Source organism: Xanthobacter autotrophicus (genome assembly GCF_029991245.1).
GTDB lineage: Bacteria > Pseudomonadota > Alphaproteobacteria > Rhizobiales > Xanthobacteraceae > Xanthobacter > Xanthobacter autotrophicus_C.
Genome location: NZ_JAIVFO010000095.1, coordinates 1 through 17,951 on the forward strand (window position 1 = coordinate 1; position 17,951 = coordinate 17,951).

Annotated in this window: 21 protein-coding genes; 14 read left to right on the forward strand and 7 right to left on the reverse strand. The window is 69.7% G+C overall.

Annotated elements, in window-relative coordinates; all coding sequences use genetic code 11:
• The 3 genes from K9U41_RS15450 to K9U41_RS15460 form a co-directional block, all read left to right on the forward strand.
• Nucleotides 1-454: ATP-binding protein (locus K9U41_RS15450; RefSeq protein ID WP_282641742.1), on the forward strand; the 454-nt coding region annotated here is incomplete at its 5' end.
• 210 nt (nucleotides 455-664) lie between these two features.
• Nucleotides 665-2,314, forward strand: coding sequence for a Na/Pi symporter (locus tag K9U41_RS15455; protein WP_282641743.1), 1,650 nt, complete (start codon nucleotides 665-667; stop codon nucleotides 2,312-2,314).
• Nucleotides 2,298-2,600 (forward strand): STAS domain-containing protein, encoded by a 303-nt coding sequence (locus tag K9U41_RS15460; RefSeq protein WP_282641744.1) that lies wholly within the window; start codon nucleotides 2,298-2,300, stop codon nucleotides 2,598-2,600. The genes K9U41_RS15455 and K9U41_RS15460 overlap by 17 nt, the downstream gene beginning before the upstream one ends.
• A 58-nt stretch (nucleotides 2,601-2,658) precedes the next feature.
• On the opposite strand, the gene epmA is transcribed toward K9U41_RS15460, so the two are convergent.
• The gene (gene epmA, locus K9U41_RS15465) at nucleotides 2,659-3,738 is read right to left on the reverse strand and encodes an EF-P lysine aminoacylase EpmA (RefSeq protein ID WP_282641745.1); all 1,080 of its coding nucleotides are present in this window, start codon (nucleotides 3,736-3,738) and stop codon (nucleotides 2,659-2,661) included.
• A gap of 142 nt (nucleotides 3,739-3,880) precedes the next feature.
• Between epmA and efp the strand changes: the two genes are divergently transcribed.
• Together efp and K9U41_RS15475 are read left to right on the forward strand one after the other, a co-directional pair.
• Nucleotides 3,881-4,450, forward strand: coding sequence for an elongation factor P (efp, locus tag K9U41_RS15470; protein ID WP_149576591.1), 570 nt, complete (start codon nucleotides 3,881-3,883; stop codon nucleotides 4,448-4,450).
• A gap of 170 nt (nucleotides 4,451-4,620) precedes the next feature.
• Nucleotides 4,621-5,037, forward strand: a complete 417-nt coding sequence (locus K9U41_RS15475) for a response regulator (protein ID WP_282641746.1) — start codon at nucleotides 4,621-4,623, stop codon at nucleotides 5,035-5,037.
• Between the two features lie 107 nt (nucleotides 5,038-5,144).
• Here the strand turns inward: K9U41_RS15475 and grpE are convergent, their stop codons facing one another.
• The gene (gene grpE / locus K9U41_RS15480; RefSeq protein WP_282641747.1) at nucleotides 5,145-5,816 is read right to left on the reverse strand and encodes a nucleotide exchange factor GrpE; all 672 of its coding nucleotides are present in this window, start codon (nucleotides 5,814-5,816) and stop codon (nucleotides 5,145-5,147) included.
• A 150-nt stretch (nucleotides 5,817-5,966) separates the two neighbouring features.
• Nucleotides 5,967-7,085, reverse strand: coding sequence for a heat-inducible transcriptional repressor HrcA (hrcA, locus tag K9U41_RS15485; protein WP_392567246.1), 1,119 nt, complete (start codon nucleotides 7,083-7,085; stop codon nucleotides 5,967-5,969).
• Between the two features lie 239 nt (nucleotides 7,086-7,324).
• Between hrcA and rph the strand changes: the two genes are divergently transcribed.
• The 6 genes from rph to K9U41_RS15515 all read left to right on the forward strand — a co-directional run bounded on the left by rph (nucleotide 7,325) and on the right by K9U41_RS15515 (nucleotide 12,348).
• On the forward strand, nucleotides 7,325-8,038 hold the full coding sequence (gene rph / locus K9U41_RS15490) for a ribonuclease PH (protein ID WP_282641748.1): 714 nt from the start codon (nucleotides 7,325-7,327) through the stop codon (nucleotides 8,036-8,038).
• Nucleotides 8,038-8,673 carry an RdgB/HAM1 family non-canonical purine NTP pyrophosphatase gene (rdgB, locus tag K9U41_RS15495; RefSeq protein ID WP_282641749.1) on the forward strand — a complete coding sequence of 212 codons (636 nt, stop codon included), beginning with the start codon at nucleotides 8,038-8,040 and terminating at the stop codon, nucleotides 8,671-8,673. The genes rph and rdgB overlap by 1 nt, the downstream gene beginning before the upstream one ends.
• 236 nt (nucleotides 8,674-8,909) lie before the next feature.
• Nucleotides 8,910-10,121 carry a radical SAM family heme chaperone HemW gene (gene hemW, locus K9U41_RS15500; RefSeq protein ID WP_432715808.1) on the forward strand — a complete coding sequence of 404 codons (1,212 nt, stop codon included), beginning with the start codon at nucleotides 8,910-8,912 and terminating at the stop codon, nucleotides 10,119-10,121.
• A 97-nt stretch (nucleotides 10,122-10,218) separates the two neighbouring features.
• The gene (gene proC / locus K9U41_RS15505; RefSeq protein WP_282641750.1) at nucleotides 10,219-11,055 is read left to right on the forward strand and encodes a pyrroline-5-carboxylate reductase; all 837 of its coding nucleotides are present in this window, start codon (nucleotides 10,219-10,221) and stop codon (nucleotides 11,053-11,055) included.
• Between the two features lie 102 nt (nucleotides 11,056-11,157).
• Nucleotides 11,158-11,838 (forward strand): TetR/AcrR family transcriptional regulator, encoded by a 681-nt coding sequence (locus tag K9U41_RS15510; protein ID WP_282641751.1) that lies wholly within the window; start codon nucleotides 11,158-11,160, stop codon nucleotides 11,836-11,838.
• Entirely contained in the window at nucleotides 11,839-12,348 is a 510-nt protein-coding gene (locus tag K9U41_RS15515) for a YaiI/YqxD family protein (RefSeq protein WP_282641752.1), read from the forward strand. It begins immediately after the preceding gene.
• Nucleotides 12,349-12,360: 12 nt separating this feature from the next.
• Here the strand turns inward: K9U41_RS15515 and cowN are convergent, their stop codons facing one another.
• Nucleotides 12,361-12,690: a N(2)-fixation sustaining protein CowN gene (gene cowN, locus K9U41_RS15520; RefSeq protein ID WP_282641753.1), complete on the reverse strand. Its 330-nt coding sequence runs from the start codon at nucleotides 12,688-12,690 to the stop codon at nucleotides 12,361-12,363.
• Between the two features lie 168 nt (nucleotides 12,691-12,858).
• The gene (locus tag K9U41_RS15525; RefSeq protein ID WP_282641754.1) at nucleotides 12,859-13,665 is read right to left on the reverse strand and encodes a LytTR family transcriptional regulator DNA-binding domain-containing protein; all 807 of its coding nucleotides are present in this window, start codon (nucleotides 13,663-13,665) and stop codon (nucleotides 12,859-12,861) included.
• 310 nt (nucleotides 13,666-13,975) lie between these two features.
• Between K9U41_RS15525 and K9U41_RS15530 the strand changes: the two genes are divergently transcribed.
• Genes K9U41_RS15530 through der form a run of 3 tightly spaced genes read left to right on the forward strand, consistent with a single transcriptional unit; the run spans nucleotide 13,976 to nucleotide 16,399 of the window.
• The gene (locus K9U41_RS15530; RefSeq protein ID WP_282641755.1) at nucleotides 13,976-14,695 is read left to right on the forward strand and encodes a tetratricopeptide repeat protein; all 720 of its coding nucleotides are present in this window, start codon (nucleotides 13,976-13,978) and stop codon (nucleotides 14,693-14,695) included.
• A gap of 10 nt (nucleotides 14,696-14,705) precedes the next feature.
• Nucleotides 14,706-14,969, forward strand: coding sequence for a hypothetical protein (locus K9U41_RS15535; protein ID WP_282641756.1), 264 nt, complete (start codon nucleotides 14,706-14,708; stop codon nucleotides 14,967-14,969).
• Between the two features lie 56 nt (nucleotides 14,970-15,025).
• Nucleotides 15,026-16,399, forward strand: a complete 1,374-nt coding sequence (der, locus tag K9U41_RS15540; protein ID WP_282641757.1) for a ribosome biogenesis GTPase Der — start codon at nucleotides 15,026-15,028, stop codon at nucleotides 16,397-16,399.
• Between the two features lie 128 nt (nucleotides 16,400-16,527).
• Here der and K9U41_RS15545 read toward each other — a convergent pair whose 3' ends face one another.
• Together K9U41_RS15545 and K9U41_RS15550 are read right to left on the reverse strand one after the other, a co-directional pair.
• Nucleotides 16,528-17,028: a YbjN domain-containing protein gene (locus K9U41_RS15545; protein ID WP_282641759.1), complete on the reverse strand. Its 501-nt coding sequence runs from the start codon at nucleotides 17,026-17,028 to the stop codon at nucleotides 16,528-16,530.
• A 336-nt stretch (nucleotides 17,029-17,364) separates the two neighbouring features.
• Nucleotides 17,365-17,691 (reverse strand): accessory factor UbiK family protein, encoded by a 327-nt coding sequence (locus tag K9U41_RS15550; protein ID WP_282641761.1) that lies wholly within the window; start codon nucleotides 17,689-17,691, stop codon nucleotides 17,365-17,367.
• Between the last annotated feature and the right edge of the window lie 260 nt (nucleotides 17,692-17,951).

Sequence of the window (17,951 nt, forward strand, 5' to 3'; positions counted from 1 at the left end):
GTTCCCGCCCCCGTCCCTGCCGGGCGCCGAGAGCCTGATCTCCTCCCTCCATGTGGACGCGCGCATCGACGACATCACCAAGGCGACCGGATGGCTCGGCGCCCTGGCCGAAAGCGAGGGCTGGTCGCAGGCCACCCAGTTCGCCCTTGAGCTGTCGCTGGAAGAGGCGCTGACCAACGTGGTGTCCTACGGCTTCCAGGGCAGCGCCACCGTCCCGCGCATCCGCATCGAGTGCTATCGCCTGCCGGAAGGGCGGGTGGCGGTGTGCCTGATCGACAACGGCATGCCGTTCGATCCCACCACCATCGCCGAGCCGGAGGTGCCGGCCTCCATCGAGGATGCCAAGATCGGCGGGCACGGCGTCCAGCTCATGCGCAACTTCCTCGAAACCCTGGCTTATGCCCGCGAGGGTGACGAAAACCACCTGACCCTGATCGCCGGCAAGCCGGACTGATTTGCCGCTCCGGACGTGGGTAGCGGGTAGGGCCAGCCGCCGGTTCCAAGCCGGATGCTCCCGCATTGGCCAGGAAACCGGACTTGGCAACCGGCTCCCGCGGCGAAGTGGCGCCGTGCTGGCAGCTTTTTACCGTCGTCAAAATGATACACACCGGAGCTAAAGTCACCGGTCATCCCGGATCTGGACGGAGGGCGCTGCGGAGCAGCCATGGCGATCATTGCGCAAATTCTCGCCGGGCTGGGCCTGCTCTTTGTCGGACTGAAGATCATGTCGACGCACCTGCAGCAGGCCACGGGCCGGCGGGTGCGGCACCTGTTGCGCACCGCCACCCGCTCGCCGTTCGCGGGGCTGCTGTGCGGCACGCTGGCGGGTGCGGCCACCCAGTCGTCCAACGCGGTGGCGGTCATCAGCGGCAATCTGGTGCGCGGCGGGGTGCTCGCCACCCGCGACGCCATCCCCATCGTGGCCGGCGGCAATGTGGGCACCGCCGCCCTCGTGTTCGTGGCCGCCATCGATTTCCGCCTGCTGGTGCTCTACCTGGTGGCGATGGTGGGGTTCGGCTTCCAGTTCAAGCTCGACCGCCGCCCGGCCTTCAAGGAATGGATGGGCGTCGCCCTCGGCCTGGCCCTGGTGCTGCTGGGGCTCGACTACATCAAGCAGGGGCCGCGCGCGCTCGACGTGACCGCCCTCGCCACTTTGCTCGACCACGGCATCTCGCCCTGGGTCGGCTTCCTCCTGGGGCTCATCGCCGCCGCCGTCAGCCAGTCTTCCTCCACGCCCACCATCCTGGTGGTGGCGCTGATGCAGGCGCAGGTGCTCGGCCTTGACGATTCCATCATCATCGTGATGGGCGCCAACCTCGGCTCGGGCCTTTCGGCAGTGCTTTCGGCCGGCGAGCTGGAGGGCACCGGGCGGCAGCTGTGCTACGTGCACGTGCTGGTGAAGGCGGTGGGCTGCCTGCTCGTCGGCGCGGTGTTCCTCGCCGCCGGATGGCTGGGGGCGGAGCCGGTGGCCATGCTCGCGCAGATGGGCGGCGGCAAGGCGTCGGCCTCCCTGTCCCTGCTGTTCCTGGCCCTGCAGGTGGCGGGGGCGGTGCCGGTCTCCCTCGCCCGCGGGATGACCGAGGCCATCGCCGCGCGGCTGAGCCCGCCGACCATGGAGGACAGCGCCTCCAAGCCGCGTTTCATCCACGAGCGGGCGCTCGGGGACTTCGCCACCGCCCTGGATCTGGCCGAACAGGAGATCATGCGGCTGGTGAAGCTGCTGCCCACGCTGCTGCCGGATCTCGACCAGCAGGACCACGGCGGGCCGGCGGAGCGCCTGGCCCTGTGGCGGGGCGCCAATGCCATCGGCGTCGCCATCGACCAGTTCCTGTCCGACCTCATCGCCCGCGGCGTGCCCCGCGGCAGCCTCCAGACCGCCCTGCACCTGCAGGCGCTGGTGGAGACCGTGCGTACCCTGCAGGATACGCTGCACGCCTTCACCGAGGTGGTGGAGGGCTTTCCCGACCTGCCGCCCCTCGGCTTCAACCTCTCCGAATCCCTGCGCACCATCATCCTGTCCCTGGCTGACGCCACCGACGGCGATACGGAGGATCTCGACTTCATCATCACCCTCGCAGGGGATCGCAGCGACCTGCTGAGCCGCATCCGCCGCCAGCTTGCGGCCTCCGCGCTGGGCACGGGGGAGGACGCGCGCCAGCTGCTGCTCGCCACCAGCCTGTTCGAGCGCGGCGTCTGGCTGGTGCGCCGCAGCGCAGTGGCGTTGCGTGCTCCTGCGAATGAGGCTAATCCGGTTGGCACCGACGCCCCCGGCGCGGCGCGCAAGCGAGAAGAGGCCGATGCACATCGAACGTGAGCAGCTCGGGTCCGACGTGGTGCTGAAGGTGGCGGGACGGCTGGATACGCCCAACGCCAAGCCGTTCGAGGCAAGCCTGATGGAAGTGGTGACCACCACCGATGGCGGGCTCCTCGTCAACCTCGCCGGCGTGGACTATGTCTCGTCTTCGGGCCTGAGGGCGCTGCTGGTGGCCGGCAAGGCCATGCGCACCGCCAAGCGCAAGCTCACCTTGTCCTCGCTGCAGCCGCAGATCCGGGAAGTGTTCGACATTTCCGGCTTCTCGACCCTGTTCGAGATCAGCTGAGCCCGCGCGGCGCCTGAGCGTGGCCCAGGTTTAGCCCACGCGCCCTCAAGGCTCCCCATCAGCCGACCGGCGCCCACAGCACGTCCTCGATGCGGCGGGCGCCGCTGGCCAGCACCGCGAGGCGGTCGAAGCCGAGCGCGCAGCCGCTCGCGGGTGGCATCACCGCCAAAGCGGCCAGGAAATCGGCATCGATGGGATAGCGCTCGCCATAGAGCCGCTCTTTCTCGTCCATCTCCTCCTCGAAGCGCCGGCGCTGCTCGTCGGCGTCGGTCAGCTCGCCGAAGGCGTTGGCCAGCTCAAGCCCGCAGGCATAAAGCTCGAAGCGCTCGGCGAAGCGCGGGTCCTGCGGCTTGGGCCGGGCCAGCGCCGCCTCGCTCACCGGATAGTCGCACAGCACCGTGGGCCGCCCCATGCCGAGCTGCGGCTCGATCTTTTCCACCAGCACCCGCGAGAAGATGTCCGCCCAGGTGTCGTCGGGCGCGGTGCGGATGCCATGCGCAGCCGCCATCTCGGCGAAGGGTCTCGCATCGGGCGGCTCGCCGGGGGTAGGGAGCACGGCGGCGAGCGCCATGCCGGCGTGGCGCGCGAAGGCCTCTTCCAGCGTCAGGCGCTCCGGCGCGGCGAAGGGATCGCACGTCTGCCCCCGCCAGGCGAAGGCCGATACCCCGCCGGCCTGCGCGGCACAGGCGAGCAGGCCGGCGCAATCGTCCATGAGCCGGGTGTAGGGCGCGCCGGCGCGATACCATTCCAGCAGGGTGAACTCGGGATGGTGGGCCATGCCCCGCTCCCGGTTGCGGAACACGCGGGCGAACTCGAAGATCTTTTCCTCCCCGGCGGCCAGCAGCTTCTTGGCGGCGAATTCCGGCGAGGTGCGCAGATAGAGCGGCCGGCGCGTGCCGTCCGGGCCGATGAGATCGGTGGCGAAGGCGTGCAGGTGCGCCTCGTTGCCGGGGGAGATCTGGAGCGCCGGTGTTTCCACCTCGATGAAGCCTTCGGCGGCAAGCCGCGCGCGGATCGCCGCCATCATGCGCCCGCGGGCGATGAGGAAGGGGCGCCGGTCGGCATGGATCGACGGGCTCCACCATGGGCTCGGGCTGGGGCTCGGGCCGGGGCTCGGGGCGGGCGATGATACCGCCATAGGGCGCAGAATCCTTGTTGCGGCAGGGCGCCGGAGGCAGAAAGGCGGGCACGAGACTGGTTTTGTGCGCCAAGATCGCTATGTTGCGCGCCGATGGATCAGGAGCGGCACGCCGCCGCACAAAGTTCAAGGAACACGCGACGTGGTCAAGGTCATCGCCAGCTCTCTGCGCAAAGGCAACGTGGTCGATATCGACGACAAGCTCTATGTGGTGCTCACCGCTGAAAATATTCATCCCGGCAAGGGCACGCCGGTCACCCAGCTCGACATGCGCCGCATCTCCGATGGGGTGAAGATCTCCGAGCGCTACCGCACCACCGAGCAGGTGGAGCGCGCCTTTGTTGAAGACCGCCCGCACACCTTCCTCTACGAGGATTCGGACGGCTACACCTTCATGAACCCTGAGAATTTCGATCAGGTGATCGTGACCAAGGACGTCATGGGCGACTCGGCGGTGTATCTGCAGGAAGGCATGGAATGCATGCTCTCCACCCATAACGGCGTTCCCATCGCCATCGAGCTGCCCGCGCGCGTGACGCTGGAGATCGTGGACACCGAGCCCACCGTGAAGGGCCAGACCGCCTCGTCCTCCTACAAGCCGGCCAAGCTCTCCAACGGCGTGCGCACCATGGTGCCGCCGCACGTTTCCGCCGGCACCCGCGTGGTGATCATGACCGCCGATGCCTCCTATGTGGAGCGCGCCAAGGATTGACCGGGAGGCGGACCCGGGACGGGCCAGGTCCGTCCCGTTGTCCCGTCCCGCGCTTCCTCCCGCCGCCCTGCGGTGTTGCTTCGCGACCGCAGCATCCTGCGGAAGGGATGGAACTTTTCGCCAAGTCCATCCGTTGTCGCGGAAATGGCTGTCAGTCAGGGCGTATGGTGATGATCTTTTTGGGAAAGCGGGTTCTCGTCGTGGAAGACGAGTTCCTTGTGGCCTTAGGGCTGGAAGACAATCTGAGGTCGCTGGGCTGCACCGTGGTGGGGCCCATCTCGAGCCTGTCGGGTGCCAAGGCCGCCGCCGCCCATGAAAAGGTCGATGCCGCCATCCTCGACGTCAATCTGGCGGGGGAGGCGGTCTATCCGGCCGCATCGATCCTGGCGGACCGGGGCATCCCCTTCATTTTCTGCTCCGGCTACACCGGCAGCGTGCGCATGCCGGCCGAGTTCGCCGACGCGCCGCGTGTCGCCAAGCCCTATACCAGCCGGGCCATCGCCGAGGCCCTGTCGGACCTCCTGTCCGGCGGGCCGTCCGGGGAGAGAACCCTGAGTGGTCCGGCCACCGCCTCCAGCGAAATGTAAGGGCGGCGTCGTACCGGCGGGTTTGAGTCCGTCCAGCTCCGGCGGGCTTGACCAAGGGCCGTTGAGCCGATCGGCCGGCCCCTGGTGCAGGCGAAAAGGCTGGGGCGTCAGGCCGCCCCGGCTTCCTTGTCCTTGTCCTTGTCGGACGTCTGGGACGCGGCCGCCTCGGCCTTCGGTCCGCCGCGGGCGACACCCACCATGGCCGGGCGCAGCACGCGCTCGCCGATGACGTAGCCGGATTGCACCACCTGCACCACCGTACCCGACGGCACGCTCGGGTCAGGAACCTCGAACATGGCCTGGTGCAGGTTGGGGTCGAACTTCTGGCCCTTCGGCTCGATCTTGCGGATGCCGTGCTTTTCCAGCGCCTTGACGAGGCCGCGCTCGGTCAGCTCCAGCCCTTCCAGCAGGCCCTTCACGGCACCGTCCGCGGTGGCCTTGGCCTCCTCGTCCACCGTGCCGAGGGCGCGGGCAAGGTCGTCGGCCACGTTCAGCACGTCGCGGGCGAAGGAGGCGATGCCGTAGGTCTTGGCGTCCACCACTTCCTTCTCGGCGCGGCGGCGGATGTTCTCGGCTTCCGCGAAGGCACGCAGGAACTTGTCCTTCAGGCTCGCGATCTCGGCTTCCAGGCGCTGCTTTTCCGCAGCGAAGTCGCCGGCGATCTCCTGGTCGGCGGTGGCGAGGGCTTCCGCCTCGGCGGTCGCCTCGTTGACGCCCGCGTTCACACCGTTTTCGCTTGCGTCGCCGCCGGTTTCGGGCGCGCGCTTCTGCTCGCTCATCCGGTTTCTTCCCCTGCCATGAATGTTCGCCCCGTAGGGGCAAAGGCCAAATGTCAACGCGGATATCGGGGCCTTGGCGCCAAAAATCAAGACGGCGTGCGCGCCGGCGCGGATCGGCCCCCGAAAGTTTCGTCCTTCCAGGCGATCCGCTCAGGCGGCATCCACCCCCGGCGCGCCGAGCACGCGGCTGACCAGCCGGGCGGTGAAATCCACCATGGGCACGATGCGCCCGTAATTGAGCCGCGTCGGGCCGATGACCCCGAGCACGCCCACCACGCGCCCCTGCCCGTCGCGATAGGGCGCCACGATGGTGGAGGAGCCGGAGAGCGAGAACAGCCGGTTCTCCGAGCCGATGAAGATGCGCAGGGCCTGCGCCTCCTCGGCCCGGCCCAGGAGGTCCACCACCTCGCGCTTGGTCTCCAGGTCGTCGAACAGCAGGCGGATGCGCTCCAGGTCCTCCAGCGCGCGCAGGTCCTCCAGAAGCTTCGCCTGCCCGCGCACGATGAGCTTGCGGTCGCCCGGCTCCTCGCCGGACCAGGAGGCAAGACCGTCCTCCACCACCCGCGCGGTGAGGGCGTCGAGGTCGAGCCGCAGCTCGGCGAGCAGGTTCTCCATCTCGGCCCGCGCGTCGCCCAGGGTGCGGCCACGGATGCGGGCGTTGAGGAAATTGGTGGCCTCGGTGAGGGCGGAGGTGGGCAGGCCCGGCGGCAAGGGCAGCACGCGGTTTTCCACCTGCCCGTCCTCGGACACCAGGATGACGAGGGCGCGGCCCGGCTCCAGCGGCACGAATTCCACATGCTTCAGGCGCGGATCAGTCTTGGTGGCGGTCACCACGCCGGCGCCACGGGCGAGGCCCGAGAGCATGGCGGAGGCTTCCTGCAGCACGCCTTCCACCGTGGTGGTCTTGGCGGCGGCCATCACCTGGGTCTCGATATTGGTGCGGTCGCGCTCGTTCACGTCGCCGATTTCCATCAGCGCGTCCACGAAGAAGCGCAGGCCGCGCTCGGTGGGCAGGCGTCCGGCGCTGGTGTGGGGGGCATAGATGAGGCCCGCCGTCTCCAGGTCCGCCATCACATTGCGCACCGAGGCGGGCGACAGGGTCATGGGGATGAGGCGCGAGAGATTGCGCGAGCCCACCGGCTCTCCGGTGGCGAGATAGCTTTCCACGATCTGGCGGAAGATCTCCCGCGCGCGCTGGTCGATCTGCGCGAGGCCGCCGGTCGACAGGGGCTGGAACGGATCGAGCGCCACGGGGTCACCGCTTTCCACTGAACCGGGACTGCCCCGGGACCCGTATTATGTGTCCATGAAGTGGGCGCTGCACAAGCGGTGTCGTGCATCGGGAGGGGCTTTGCTTCCCTCGCGCCGTCCCGCGCAAGAACGGCCCCCGTGCACGGGAGCCGTTCGCTCTTTGGCGTCTGCCGCATTTCCTTCACGCGAACCGGTCTCCACTTCGCTCGAAAATGCTCTAAAAGGGGCGCCCGATGACCAGACAAGAGGTAAGTCCCATGCGCCCCAGCAAGCGCGCCGCCGACGAGATGCGCGCGGTCTCCTTTGAACGGGGCGTGATGCGCCACGCGGAAGGCTCCTGCCTCGTGAAGTTCGGCGACACCCATGTGCTCGTCTCCGCCACGCTGGAAGAGCGCCTGCCGCCGTGGCTCAAGGGCCAGGGCCGCGGCTGGGTGACGGCGGAATATTCCATGCTGCCCCGCGCCACCCACGACCGCACACGGCGCGAATCCACCACCGGCAAGCAGTCCGGCCGCACCCAGGAAATCCAGCGCCTCATCGGCCGCTCCATGCGCTCGGTCACCGACCTGGTGGCCCTGGGCGAGAAGCAGATCACCCTCGATTGCGACGTGCTGCAGGCCGACGGCGGCACCCGCACCGCCTCCATCACCGGCGCGTGGATCGCGCTCTACGACTGCCTGAGCTGGATGCGCCAGCGCTCCATGGTCAAGGAGATCCCGCTCAAGGACCACGTGGCGGCGGTGTCCTGCGGCATCTACAACGGCACGCCGGTGCTCGACCTCGACTATGCCGAGGATTCGGTGGCCGAGACCGACGCCAATTTCGTCATGACCGGCACCGGCGGCATCGTGGAGATCCAGGGCACGGCGGAAAAGACCCCGTTCTCGCAGGACGAGTTGCTGGGTCTGCTGTCGCTCGCCCGCTCCGGGGTGGAGAAGCTGGTGGGGCTGCAGAAGCTGGCGGTGGGCTGATGAGCCACCGGATCCTGAAGGGCCGGCTCGTGGTGGCCACCCACAATCCCGGCAAGCTGATCGAGATGCGCATGCTGCTCGCCCCCCACGGGGTGGAGGCGGTCTCGGCCGGGGAGCTGGGCCTCACCGAGCCGGAGGAGACCGAACAGACCTTCTCCGGCAACGCCCGGCTGAAGGCGCAGGCGGCGGCGAATGCCGCCGGGCTACCGGCCTTCGCCGACGATTCGGGCCTCGTCATCGATGCGCTGGGCGGCGCGCCGGGCATCCACACCGCCCGCTGGGCGGGGCCGGACCGCGACTTCGAGATGGCCATGGAGAAAGTGCAGGCCGAGCTGGAGAAGGTGGGCGCCATCGCCCCCGAGCAGCGCCGCGCCCGCTTCGTCTCCGCCCTGTGCCTGGCGTGGCCGGACGGCCATGTGGAGGAGTTCGAGGGCGTGGTGGAGGGCACTTTGGTGTGGCCGCCGCGCGGGGCCAAGGGCTTCGGCTACGACCCCATGTTCGTCCCGGAGGACTATCCCAAGACCTTCGCGGAGATGACGGCGGACGAGAAGCATTCCATGCCGCCCAAGGGCTTCGGCCTCTCCCACCGGGCGCGGGCCTTCCTGAAGCTGTCGCAGGCGTGCCTGGAGGGGTGAGAGTGGCGTCCGGCGCGCGCGAACGCCATTCGTTTCCCGGCCCAGCGACGGCGCAGCCGGAGCGCCGAGCCGGGATCCAGCGCAAGAGTCCTGCGCAGCAGGCAATCGGGTGCCCCGGCGTTCGGATTGGCAAGCGCCTTCGGCGGACTGGGTACGCTGGGCCCCGGCTCTCCTTCCGCTGGCGCTGCAGTCGGCCGGGGCACGAGAGGACGCGTTGAAGGCGCGGAGCACAGGACATGAGCATGATCGCCGCCGCCGCCACGCCGCCCGTGCTTCCGGACGCGGTTCCCCATGCCTCGCCTGTACCCGACCCCGCCGGCTTCGGCGTCTATATCCATTGGCCGTTCTGCAAGGCCAAGTGCCCCTATTGCGACTTCAACAGCCACGTGCGCCACGCCCCGCCGGATGAGGCGCGCTTCATCGCCGCCTTCCGCCGCGAGATCGCGCACATGCGCGCCCTGTCCGGCCCGAAGCAGGCGCAGACGGTGTTCTTCGGCGGTGGCACGCCCTCCCTTATGGCGCCGGCTACGGTTGGCGCCATCCTCGAGGCCGTCAACGCCGCCTGGCCACTCACCGCCGATGCCGAGGTGACGCTGGAAGCCAACCCCACCTCGGTGGAGGCGGAACGCTTCGCCGGCTATGGCGCGGCGGGGGTCAACCGGGTATCGCTGGGGGTGCAGGCGCTGCATGACGCCGATTTGCAGGGCCTCGGCCGCATGCATTCGGTGGCCGAGGCGCTGGCGGCGGTGGCCATCGCCCGCCGGGCCTTCAGGCGCGTCTCCTTCGACCTCATCTATGCCCGCCCGCGCCAGACCCCCGAGGGCTGGGCAGCGGAGCTGAGGCGGGCCCTGGCCGAGGGCTGCGAGCATCTCTCGCTCTACCAGCTCACCATCGAGCCCGGCACGCCGTTCGAGCGGCTGTATGGCGCCGGCAAGCTGATCCTGCCCGACGACGACATCTCCCGCGCCCTGTGGGACGTGACGCAGGCGGTGACGGCGCAGGCCGGCCTTCCCGCCTACGAGGTCTCCAACCACGCCCGTCCGGGCGCCGAGGCGCGGCACAATCTGATCTACTGGCGCTACGGCACCTATGCCGGCATCGGCGCCGGCGCTCACGGCCGGCTGGTGGTGGACGGCACCCGTCGCGCCCTCTTCACCGAGCGCGCGCCGGAAGACTGGCTGGCGCGGGTCGAGACGCACGGGCACGGCATCGTCTCCGACGAGGCCCTGTCTGCGGCCGAGCAGGCGGACGAGATGCTGCTCATGGGCCTGCGCCTGAAGGAGGGCGTGGACCTTGCCCGCCACGCCCGCCTCGGCGGCCGGGTGGATGAAGCGCGCATCGCCGCTTTGGCGGCGGCGGGGTTCGTGACCCGCACCGGCGACCGGCTGAGCGTGACGCCCGCTGGCGTCCCGGTGCTCAATGCGGTGATCGCGCAGCTCGCGGGGTGAGGCCGGCGCGGTTCACCTCTACAGTGTCCCGGCGTTATAAGGCTGGCCGGTATGAAGGCGTGTCCGCCATGCGGTGCGCCGGTCCAACGAGGCGGAAATGAGCGAGAGCGTGCTGAATTCCCTGTCCGGTCCCGTGGTGCTGCTGGGCGCCGGCAAGATGGGCGGGGCCATGCTGGACGGCTGGCTGAAGCTGGGCCTGCCCGCCGGCAAGGCCGTGGTGCTCGATCCGAATCTGCCGCCGGATGCCGCCGCCGCGCTGGCCGCACGCGGCGTCGCCGTCAATCCCGCCCCGGCGGACATTCCCGCGCCATCCGTGCTGCTGCTGGCGGTGAAGCCGCAGGTGGCGCCCGATGCGCTGCCGCCCCTGGCGCCGCTGGTGGGGGAGGGGACGCTGGTGGTCTCCATCATGGCCGGGCGGACGCTGGCCTTCATGTCCGCCATCTTCGGGGCGGGCGCCGCCATCGTCCGCTCCATCCCCAACACCCCGGCCGCCATCGGGCGAGGGGTGAGCGTCTGCGTGCCCGGGCCGAAGGTGTCCGCTGCCCAGCGTGATCTCGCCACCGCCCTGCTCGGCGCCATCGGCATCGTGGAATGGATCGAGGACGAGGCGCTGATGGATGCCGCCACCGCCGTCTCCGGCTCCGGCCCCGCCTACGCCTTCCTGCTGGCGGAAGTGATGGCGCAGGCGGGCGCGGCCGCCGGCCTGCCGCCGGAGCTGGCCGCCCGCATCGCCCGCGCTACCGTGGCGGGCGCCGGCGCGCTGATGGACCAGTCGGACCTTCCCGCCGCCACCCTGCGCCAGAACGTCACTTCCCCCGGCGGCACCACCGCGGCGGCCCTTGGAGTTCTGATGAACGAGACGGCCGGTTTCGGCCCGTTGATGGTGGAAGCGGTTGCCGCCGCCACCAGAAGGGGCAAAGAATTGGCGGGCTAGAGGGCGGCTTCACCGATCAGATTGGTTCGATCTGATCGGATCCGGCTCTAAGGCGCGCCGATCCCGATTGCGCGACGACAAGAGAGTGCGCGAGGAGAAGACATGACCTCCGAGACCACCCGCGATGCCTGCCTGCGCAGCTTCCTCGCCCTTCTGGCCGAGCGGCCGTTCGCGCGCATCGCCCTCGGCGACGTGGCGGAGCGCTGCGGCGTGTCGCTGGCGCAGATGCGGGCGTCCTTCGCCTCTCCCCACGATCTGCTCGCCGCCTTCTTCCGCGCTACCGACCGGCACGTGCTGGCGGAAGGCGGCCCGGATGCGGAGGATTTCGCGGGGGAGGGGCCCAAGGAGCGCTTGTTCGAGGTGCTGATGCGCCGGCTTGATGCGCTGGACCCGCATAAGGAGGCGGTGCGCTCGCTGCGCCGGTCCGCGCGGCGCGATCCGCTGCTGGCGCTGCACCTGCTGCGCCTCTCGGAAGGCTCCCAGCGCTGGATGCTGGCGTCGGCCGGCCTCGACTGCACCGGCCTGGCCGGCAGCCTGCGGGCGAAGGGGCTCGCCGTGCTGTTCGCCCGCGTGCTCGACGTGTGGCTGGACGACGAGGACCCCGGCCTCGCGCGGACCATGGCCGCCCTCGACCGGGAACTTGGGACCGGAGCCAAGCTGCTCGGCATGCTGGACGATGTGGCGTACATCGCCATCCCGTGGCGCAAGCGCCGGGCCTCGACCGCGCCGCGCCAGGGTGAGCGGTGTCAGGATGCGCCTGCGGAAGGCGAGCCGGCGGCCTGAATGAACCAGCCCCCCATGCGGGACGCGCCCATCGCCCTTTATATCGACGCCGACGCCTGCCCGGTGAAGGAGGAGGCCTACAAGGTGGCCTTCCGCCACGCCCTGAAGGTCTTCGTGGTCGCCAACACCCCCATCGCGGTGCCGCGCCACCCGCTGGTGGAGCGGGTGACCGTGCCGGCGGGGCCGGATGCGGCCGATGATTTCATCGCCGGCCGCGCCGTCCGCGGCGACGTGGTGGTGACCACCGACGTGCCGCTGGCCGCCCGCTGCGTCGCCGCCGGGGCGGACGTGATCGCCCCCAACGGGCGGCCCTTCACCCGCGATTCCATCGGCATGGCGCTGGCCACCCGCAACCTCATGGAGGATCTGCGCTCGGCCGGCGCCGTCACCGGCGGGCCGAAGCCCTTCGCCGCGCGCGACCGCTCGGCCTTCCTCTCGGCCCTGGACCTTGCCATCGTGCGGCTCAAGCGCGCGGGCTTTTCCACCGGGACGCCGCAGCAGGACGGCTGAGGCTCGGCGCCATTAAAAGCACTCCTCCTCCAGGGTCTTCAGGTCGGCGAGGGCGATGTCGTCCTCCTGCTCCTCGAACAGGTCGACCATGTAATAGACGTGGGAATGGAGCAGCAGCAGCTTGTCGCAGATGGTCGCCGACCCCGCTTCCGCCGCCTTGAGGCGCGCCTTGAAGCGGTCCCAGAAGGCGTTGCCGTGGGCCGGATCGTCGATATAGCGGGTGAGATGCGCCAGCACGCGGCGCATGTTGCCCTCAAAATCGATGCCCTGGAACGTCAGGTAGCGGTCGGGCTGGTCGAGTTCGAAATGCAGGGCCGGAAAGCCGGCGGCGGGCTGGTCCATCTGTGTCCCCTTGTTCAGAACGCCGGACGGCGTCTTGAGGGGAGGGTGCGGGGGCGGTCGGATGCCCTTCAACCGGCAAGGCGCGACCCACGGGGGTCCTGCATGAACGGCATCCCGGCTGCACGAACGGTAAGCGCCGCCGTGCGGAACTGCGCGTAAATCGGCGCGTCAAACAGCCAATAGCCGGCGGATCGCCTCCACTCTGGCGCGGCTCACCGGCACGCGGGTCTGGGCGGTATCGGCCATCACTAGATGCCAGGCGCCATCCTCGCGGGTGGCGGCACGCACGTGGCGGATATTGACCAGGTAGCGGCGGTGGACGCGCACGAACAGCGCCGGGTCCAGCCGGCGCTCCAGGTCCGCCAGCGGGCGCGGGCAGAAGGCCGAGAAGGCGAGGGTGCGCGCCTCGGCATAATGGCCCTGCGCCACCAGGCACACCACTTCATTGACATCGATGAGGCTGATGAGGTCGCCCTTGCCCTGCACCAGCGGCAGCTTCATGAGCGGGCACAGGGCCTTCATGGCCGCTTCCCCGGCCACGGCGAGGCCCTCCACCTGAACGTCGGCATCGTCCGCCCGCGCCCGGCCCATCACCGGGGCTTCGGCCAAGGCGTGGATCATCATGCAGAAGCCTTCCACCGGCCCGCCCGGCGTCGCCTCCAGCCGGCTGACCTTGGCAATGAGGCTGCCCATGGCGGTGGTCACCACCAGCGATGAGGTGCCGTCGGCCGAGGTGCGCGCCCGGTCGATGAGGAAGGCGACCTTCTCCCGCGCCTCGTCGGGGTGGAGGGAGAGGATGTCCACGCCCGCCAACTTCTCCCCCGGCGGGGCCAGCAGGCGCATGGCCACCGGGTTGACCGAGCGGATGGTGAGATCGGCATCGAGCAGCACCACGCCCACGGGCGTGCGCTGCAGGCGATATTCGAAGGATTGGGCGGCCGGTGCCGAAGGGCGCGCGGCTGGTGTCTCGGCCATGGTCGGCGATCTTGCTCCCCGATGCTCGCCCGCATCGGGGCACCGGCACCTTATAGGCGTTTGCGCCGGACTTCTTGCGGCAGAAGGCCCGGTCGCCGCTTGGACATGCCGACCGCCCCGATCTTCGGCCGGCGCCGCGACGGTTTCGCCTGATCGCCGCGTGGCCCCGCTCTTGTACCGCTTCAGGCGTCTCCCGGCGCATCGGCCGGCAGGAAGGCCCTTAAATCGCCGCGTTTGCCACGATGAAGCCGCATGGGTACTTTACGCGCCCTTTTGCCGGTGCGCCGGCCCATCGCAAGTCGCGGACCCCATGACCGATATTTTTCACGAGATCGAGGAAGACCTCCGGCGCGAGCGCCTGCGCAAGCTGTGGGACCGCTTCGGCGGGCTCATCATTGCCGCCATCGTGCTGATGGTCGTTGGCGCGGCCGGGTGGAGCGGATACAAATACTGGCGCCACCAGCAGGCGGTGACCGCCAGCGCCGCCTTCCAGTCCGCCGTGGGCCTGTTCGACGCGGGCAAGTTCCCGGAGGCGGAGACCGCATTCGGTGCCCTCGCCAAGGACGGCCCGGCCGGCTACCGCGCGCTGGCCCTGTTCCGCGGCGCGGCCGCTGCCGCCGCGCGGGACAAGGCAGCGGGCATCGCCGCCTTTGACGCCATCGCCGCCGACGCCGGCCTGCCCGCGCTGGTGCGCGATCTGGCCCAGCTGCGCGCCGCGCTGATTCTGGTGGATACGGCCGGCCTTGCCGAGGTGAAGCAGCGGGTGGGCGCCATCGCCGCCGGCACCGGGCCGCTGCGCAATGCCGCCCGCGAGGCGCTGGCGCTGTCGGAACTGAAGGCCGGCGATCTTGCCGCCGCCAACAGGACCGCCACCGACATCACCTCCGACAGCGAGACCCCGCCCGGCGTGCGCTCCCGCGCGGAACTGATCCGCCGCCTCACCGCCGGCGCTGCCCCGGCGCCCGAAGCCGCCGCGCCCGATGCTGCTGCGCCTGCCCCCGCCGCCCCCGGCGGCGCGGCTACCCAATGAGGACCAGCTGATGACGAAAGACAGTCGCGTTTTCAGGTCGGTGAAGCTGGTGCTGGGCCTTGGTCTGGCGCTCGCCGCCACCGGGTGCGAGGCCCTCGACAAGTTCAACCCCTTCGACCAGCCCAAGAAGCCGCTCTCCGGCACCCGCCAGCCGGTGTTCCCTACCGGCGTGCCTGGCGTGGACTATGGGACGCCGCTCGGCCAGCCGAGCAACGCCAACGTCTCCGTCGACCAGCTTCCGCCGCCGCCCCAGGGCGGCCAGCAGCAACGCTGACCCCTTTTCGACCTGACCGGCCGGACGTTCGCAAGCCCGGCCAAAGAGCCCCTTTCATGACCTTTTCCCTGGCCATCGTCGGGCGTCCGAACGTCGGCAAGTCCACCCTCTTCAACCGCCTCGTGGGCAAGAAGCTCGCGCTGGTGGACGATCGCCCCGGCGTCACCCGCGACCGGCGGGAAGGGGATGCGCGCCTCGGCGACCTCGCCTTCCGCATCGTCGACACTGCCGGTCTCGAGGAGGCGGACGCCGCGAGCCTTGAAGGCCGCATGCGCGCCCAGACCGAGGCCGCCATCGGCCATGCCGACGCCATCCTGTTCATGATCGACGCCCGCATCGGCCTCACCCCCACGGACCGCGCCTTCGCGGATCTCGTGCGCAAGTGCGGCAAGCCGGTGATCCTGCTCGCCAACAAGAGCGAGGGGCGCGGCGGCGAGGCGGGGCGGCTTGAGGCGTTCGCCCTCGGCCTCGGCACGCCGCTGCCGTTCTCCGCCGAGCATGGCGAGGGCCTTTCCGACCTCTACGACGCCATCTGCGACGCCCTGCCCGAGCAGACCAAGCCCGAGCCGGAAGAGGACGAGGACGAAGACGCCGCGGCCGCGGACGAGGTGGACGACACGCCGCGCCGTCCCATCAAGGTGGCGGTGCTGGGCCGGCCCAATGCGGGCAAGTCCACCCTCATCAACCGCCTTCTGGGCGAGGACCGGCTGCTCACCGGCCCGGAAGCCGGCATCACCCGGGATTCCATCTCGGTGGAAGTGAGCTATGCCGGCACCCGGCTGGAAGTGTTCGACACGGCCGGCCTGCGCAAGCGCGCCCGCATCGAGGACAAGCTGGAGAAGCTCTCCGCCGCCGATGCCCTGCGCGCCATGAAGTTCGCCGAGGTGGTGGTGGTGCTGGTGGATGCCACCCACCCCTTCGAGGAGCAGGACCTGCGCATCGCCGACCTGGTGGCGCGCGAGGGCCGCGCCCTCGTCATCGGCTACAACAAGGCGGACCTGGTGGCCCGCGGCGGCCTCATCACCCGCCTGCGCGAGGATGTGGACCGGCTGCTGCCGCAGGTGAAGGGCGTGCCCATCGTGCCGGTGTCCGGGCTCATGGGCCACGGGCTGGACAAGCTGGTGGCTGCCATCTCCTCCGCCCACAAGGTGTGGAACAAGCGCGTCGCCACCAATCCGCTGAACCGCTTCCTGCAGCAGGTGACCGACAATCATCCGCCGCCGGCGGTGTCGGGCCGGCGCATCAAGCTGCGCTACATGACCCAGCCCAAGGCGCGGCCGCCGTCCTTCGTGCTGTTCTGCTCGCGGGCCGATGCGGTACCGGAGAGCTATATCCGCTATCTGGTCAACGGCCTGCGCGAGACCTTCGACCTGCCGGGCGTGCCGATCCGCCTGACGCTGCGGCAGAAGGACAATCCCTACGCGGATTGAGCCTGCGCGGGGCGTGATCCGACGCAAAAACCCCCGTCGCGGATGGCGCGCGGGGTGAGGTGGTGTCTGAGTTCCGTAACGTAAAGATCAGGCAACGGCCGGCGGGTGAACCGCGCCGGCCGTCTTGATCAGGCCTCGCCCACCGTGTCGAACAGGGCGGTTTCCATGGCTTCCTTGGCGCTCTTGCCGGCCCAGACCACGAACTGGAACGCGGGATAATAGCGCTCCACGGCGTCAAGGGCGGCATCCAGGATGGCCGCGCACTGCCGGTCCGAGGCGGTGGCACCGCCCGCCAGCACCAGCGCGTAGCGGAACATGATGACGTTTTCCTGCGACCATATGTCGAAATGGCCGAGCCACATCTGCTCGTTGACCAGGGACAGAAGCTTCAGAACCTCGGCGCGGCGTCCGTCGGGCACCTTGAAGTCGAAGGCGCAGGCGATATGCAGGGATTCCAGCTCGTCCATCCACTGGAACGAGACGTGGCAGTCCGTCCAGCGACTGGTGAGCGAGAGGGTGATCTCGTCCTCGTCGGAACGCTCGAACGACCAGTCGTTGAGGGCAGCGAGCTGCTCCACAAGATCTACGGGGTTCGCCGGTGCATCGGCTTCGATGTCGATGAGAGACATGGCCTCGACCTCGCGGTGTGAGGAACGCGGAGAGGGTCGAACGCGGCACTTGGCGCGTGTCAGGCCATTTGGCGAACGAGGCCACGTGGCATGCGCGTCGCGGCGTGCCGGGCGGAGGCCCACTGAGGTGATACCCCAACACGGGTCATTCCCCAAGACGGACCTCCTGGCGAGGCTGCGCCACGTCGTACGCCTGATACGACGAACCGGCTCCGAATCGCCACGAAAATCAGTATATCGCGGGTAAAGATTTCCCCGCTACGACAGATTGTATCCCGTCTGGCCCGACACCACGGCTTTTTTGCGGTGCGGGAGGCCGAGACGTTTCGCCGCCGGTCAGGCCGGGTTCCCCGATACCGTGGAATCGGCCGGGGCGGCGGGGCCGCTGTGGCCGGCAGGCGTGGGATGGGTGTGGGCGAGCAGGGCGGCCTCCAGCCGCAGCACGCGGGCGGCAAGGCTCTCGCTCTCGGCGCGGGCGGCGGCGGCAAGGTCCTTCACCGCGTCGAATTCCTCGCGCTTGACGAGGTCCATGTCGCGCAGGAAGCGCTCCATCTGGGCCTTCATGGCGGTCTCGGCCTCGCGGCGCACGCCTTGGGCGACCCCTGCGGCGTCGTTCACGAGACGCGCCATCTCGTCGAAAATGCGGCCGGTGGTCTGGGTCATGAAAGCCTCCTCGCGTGCGTCGCGCCCGGCGCTGAACATGGCGAGGTGCGCGCGCGGGTGCAAGTGCGGAGCAAGTTCGCAGCAGGGGTGCGCGGCGGCGCCGCACCCCGAAGCGGCAGCACCGCCGTCCTTTCGCGGCTTGCGACGCGTGGGTTCGGCCGCGCCGGCCTCTCCCTCGGGCCCGTGTCTCAGTTTTAAGAGCAGCGGCTTCGACCGGGCGCACCCGAGAACCCTCTCCCGCTTGCGGGGGAGGGCAGGGT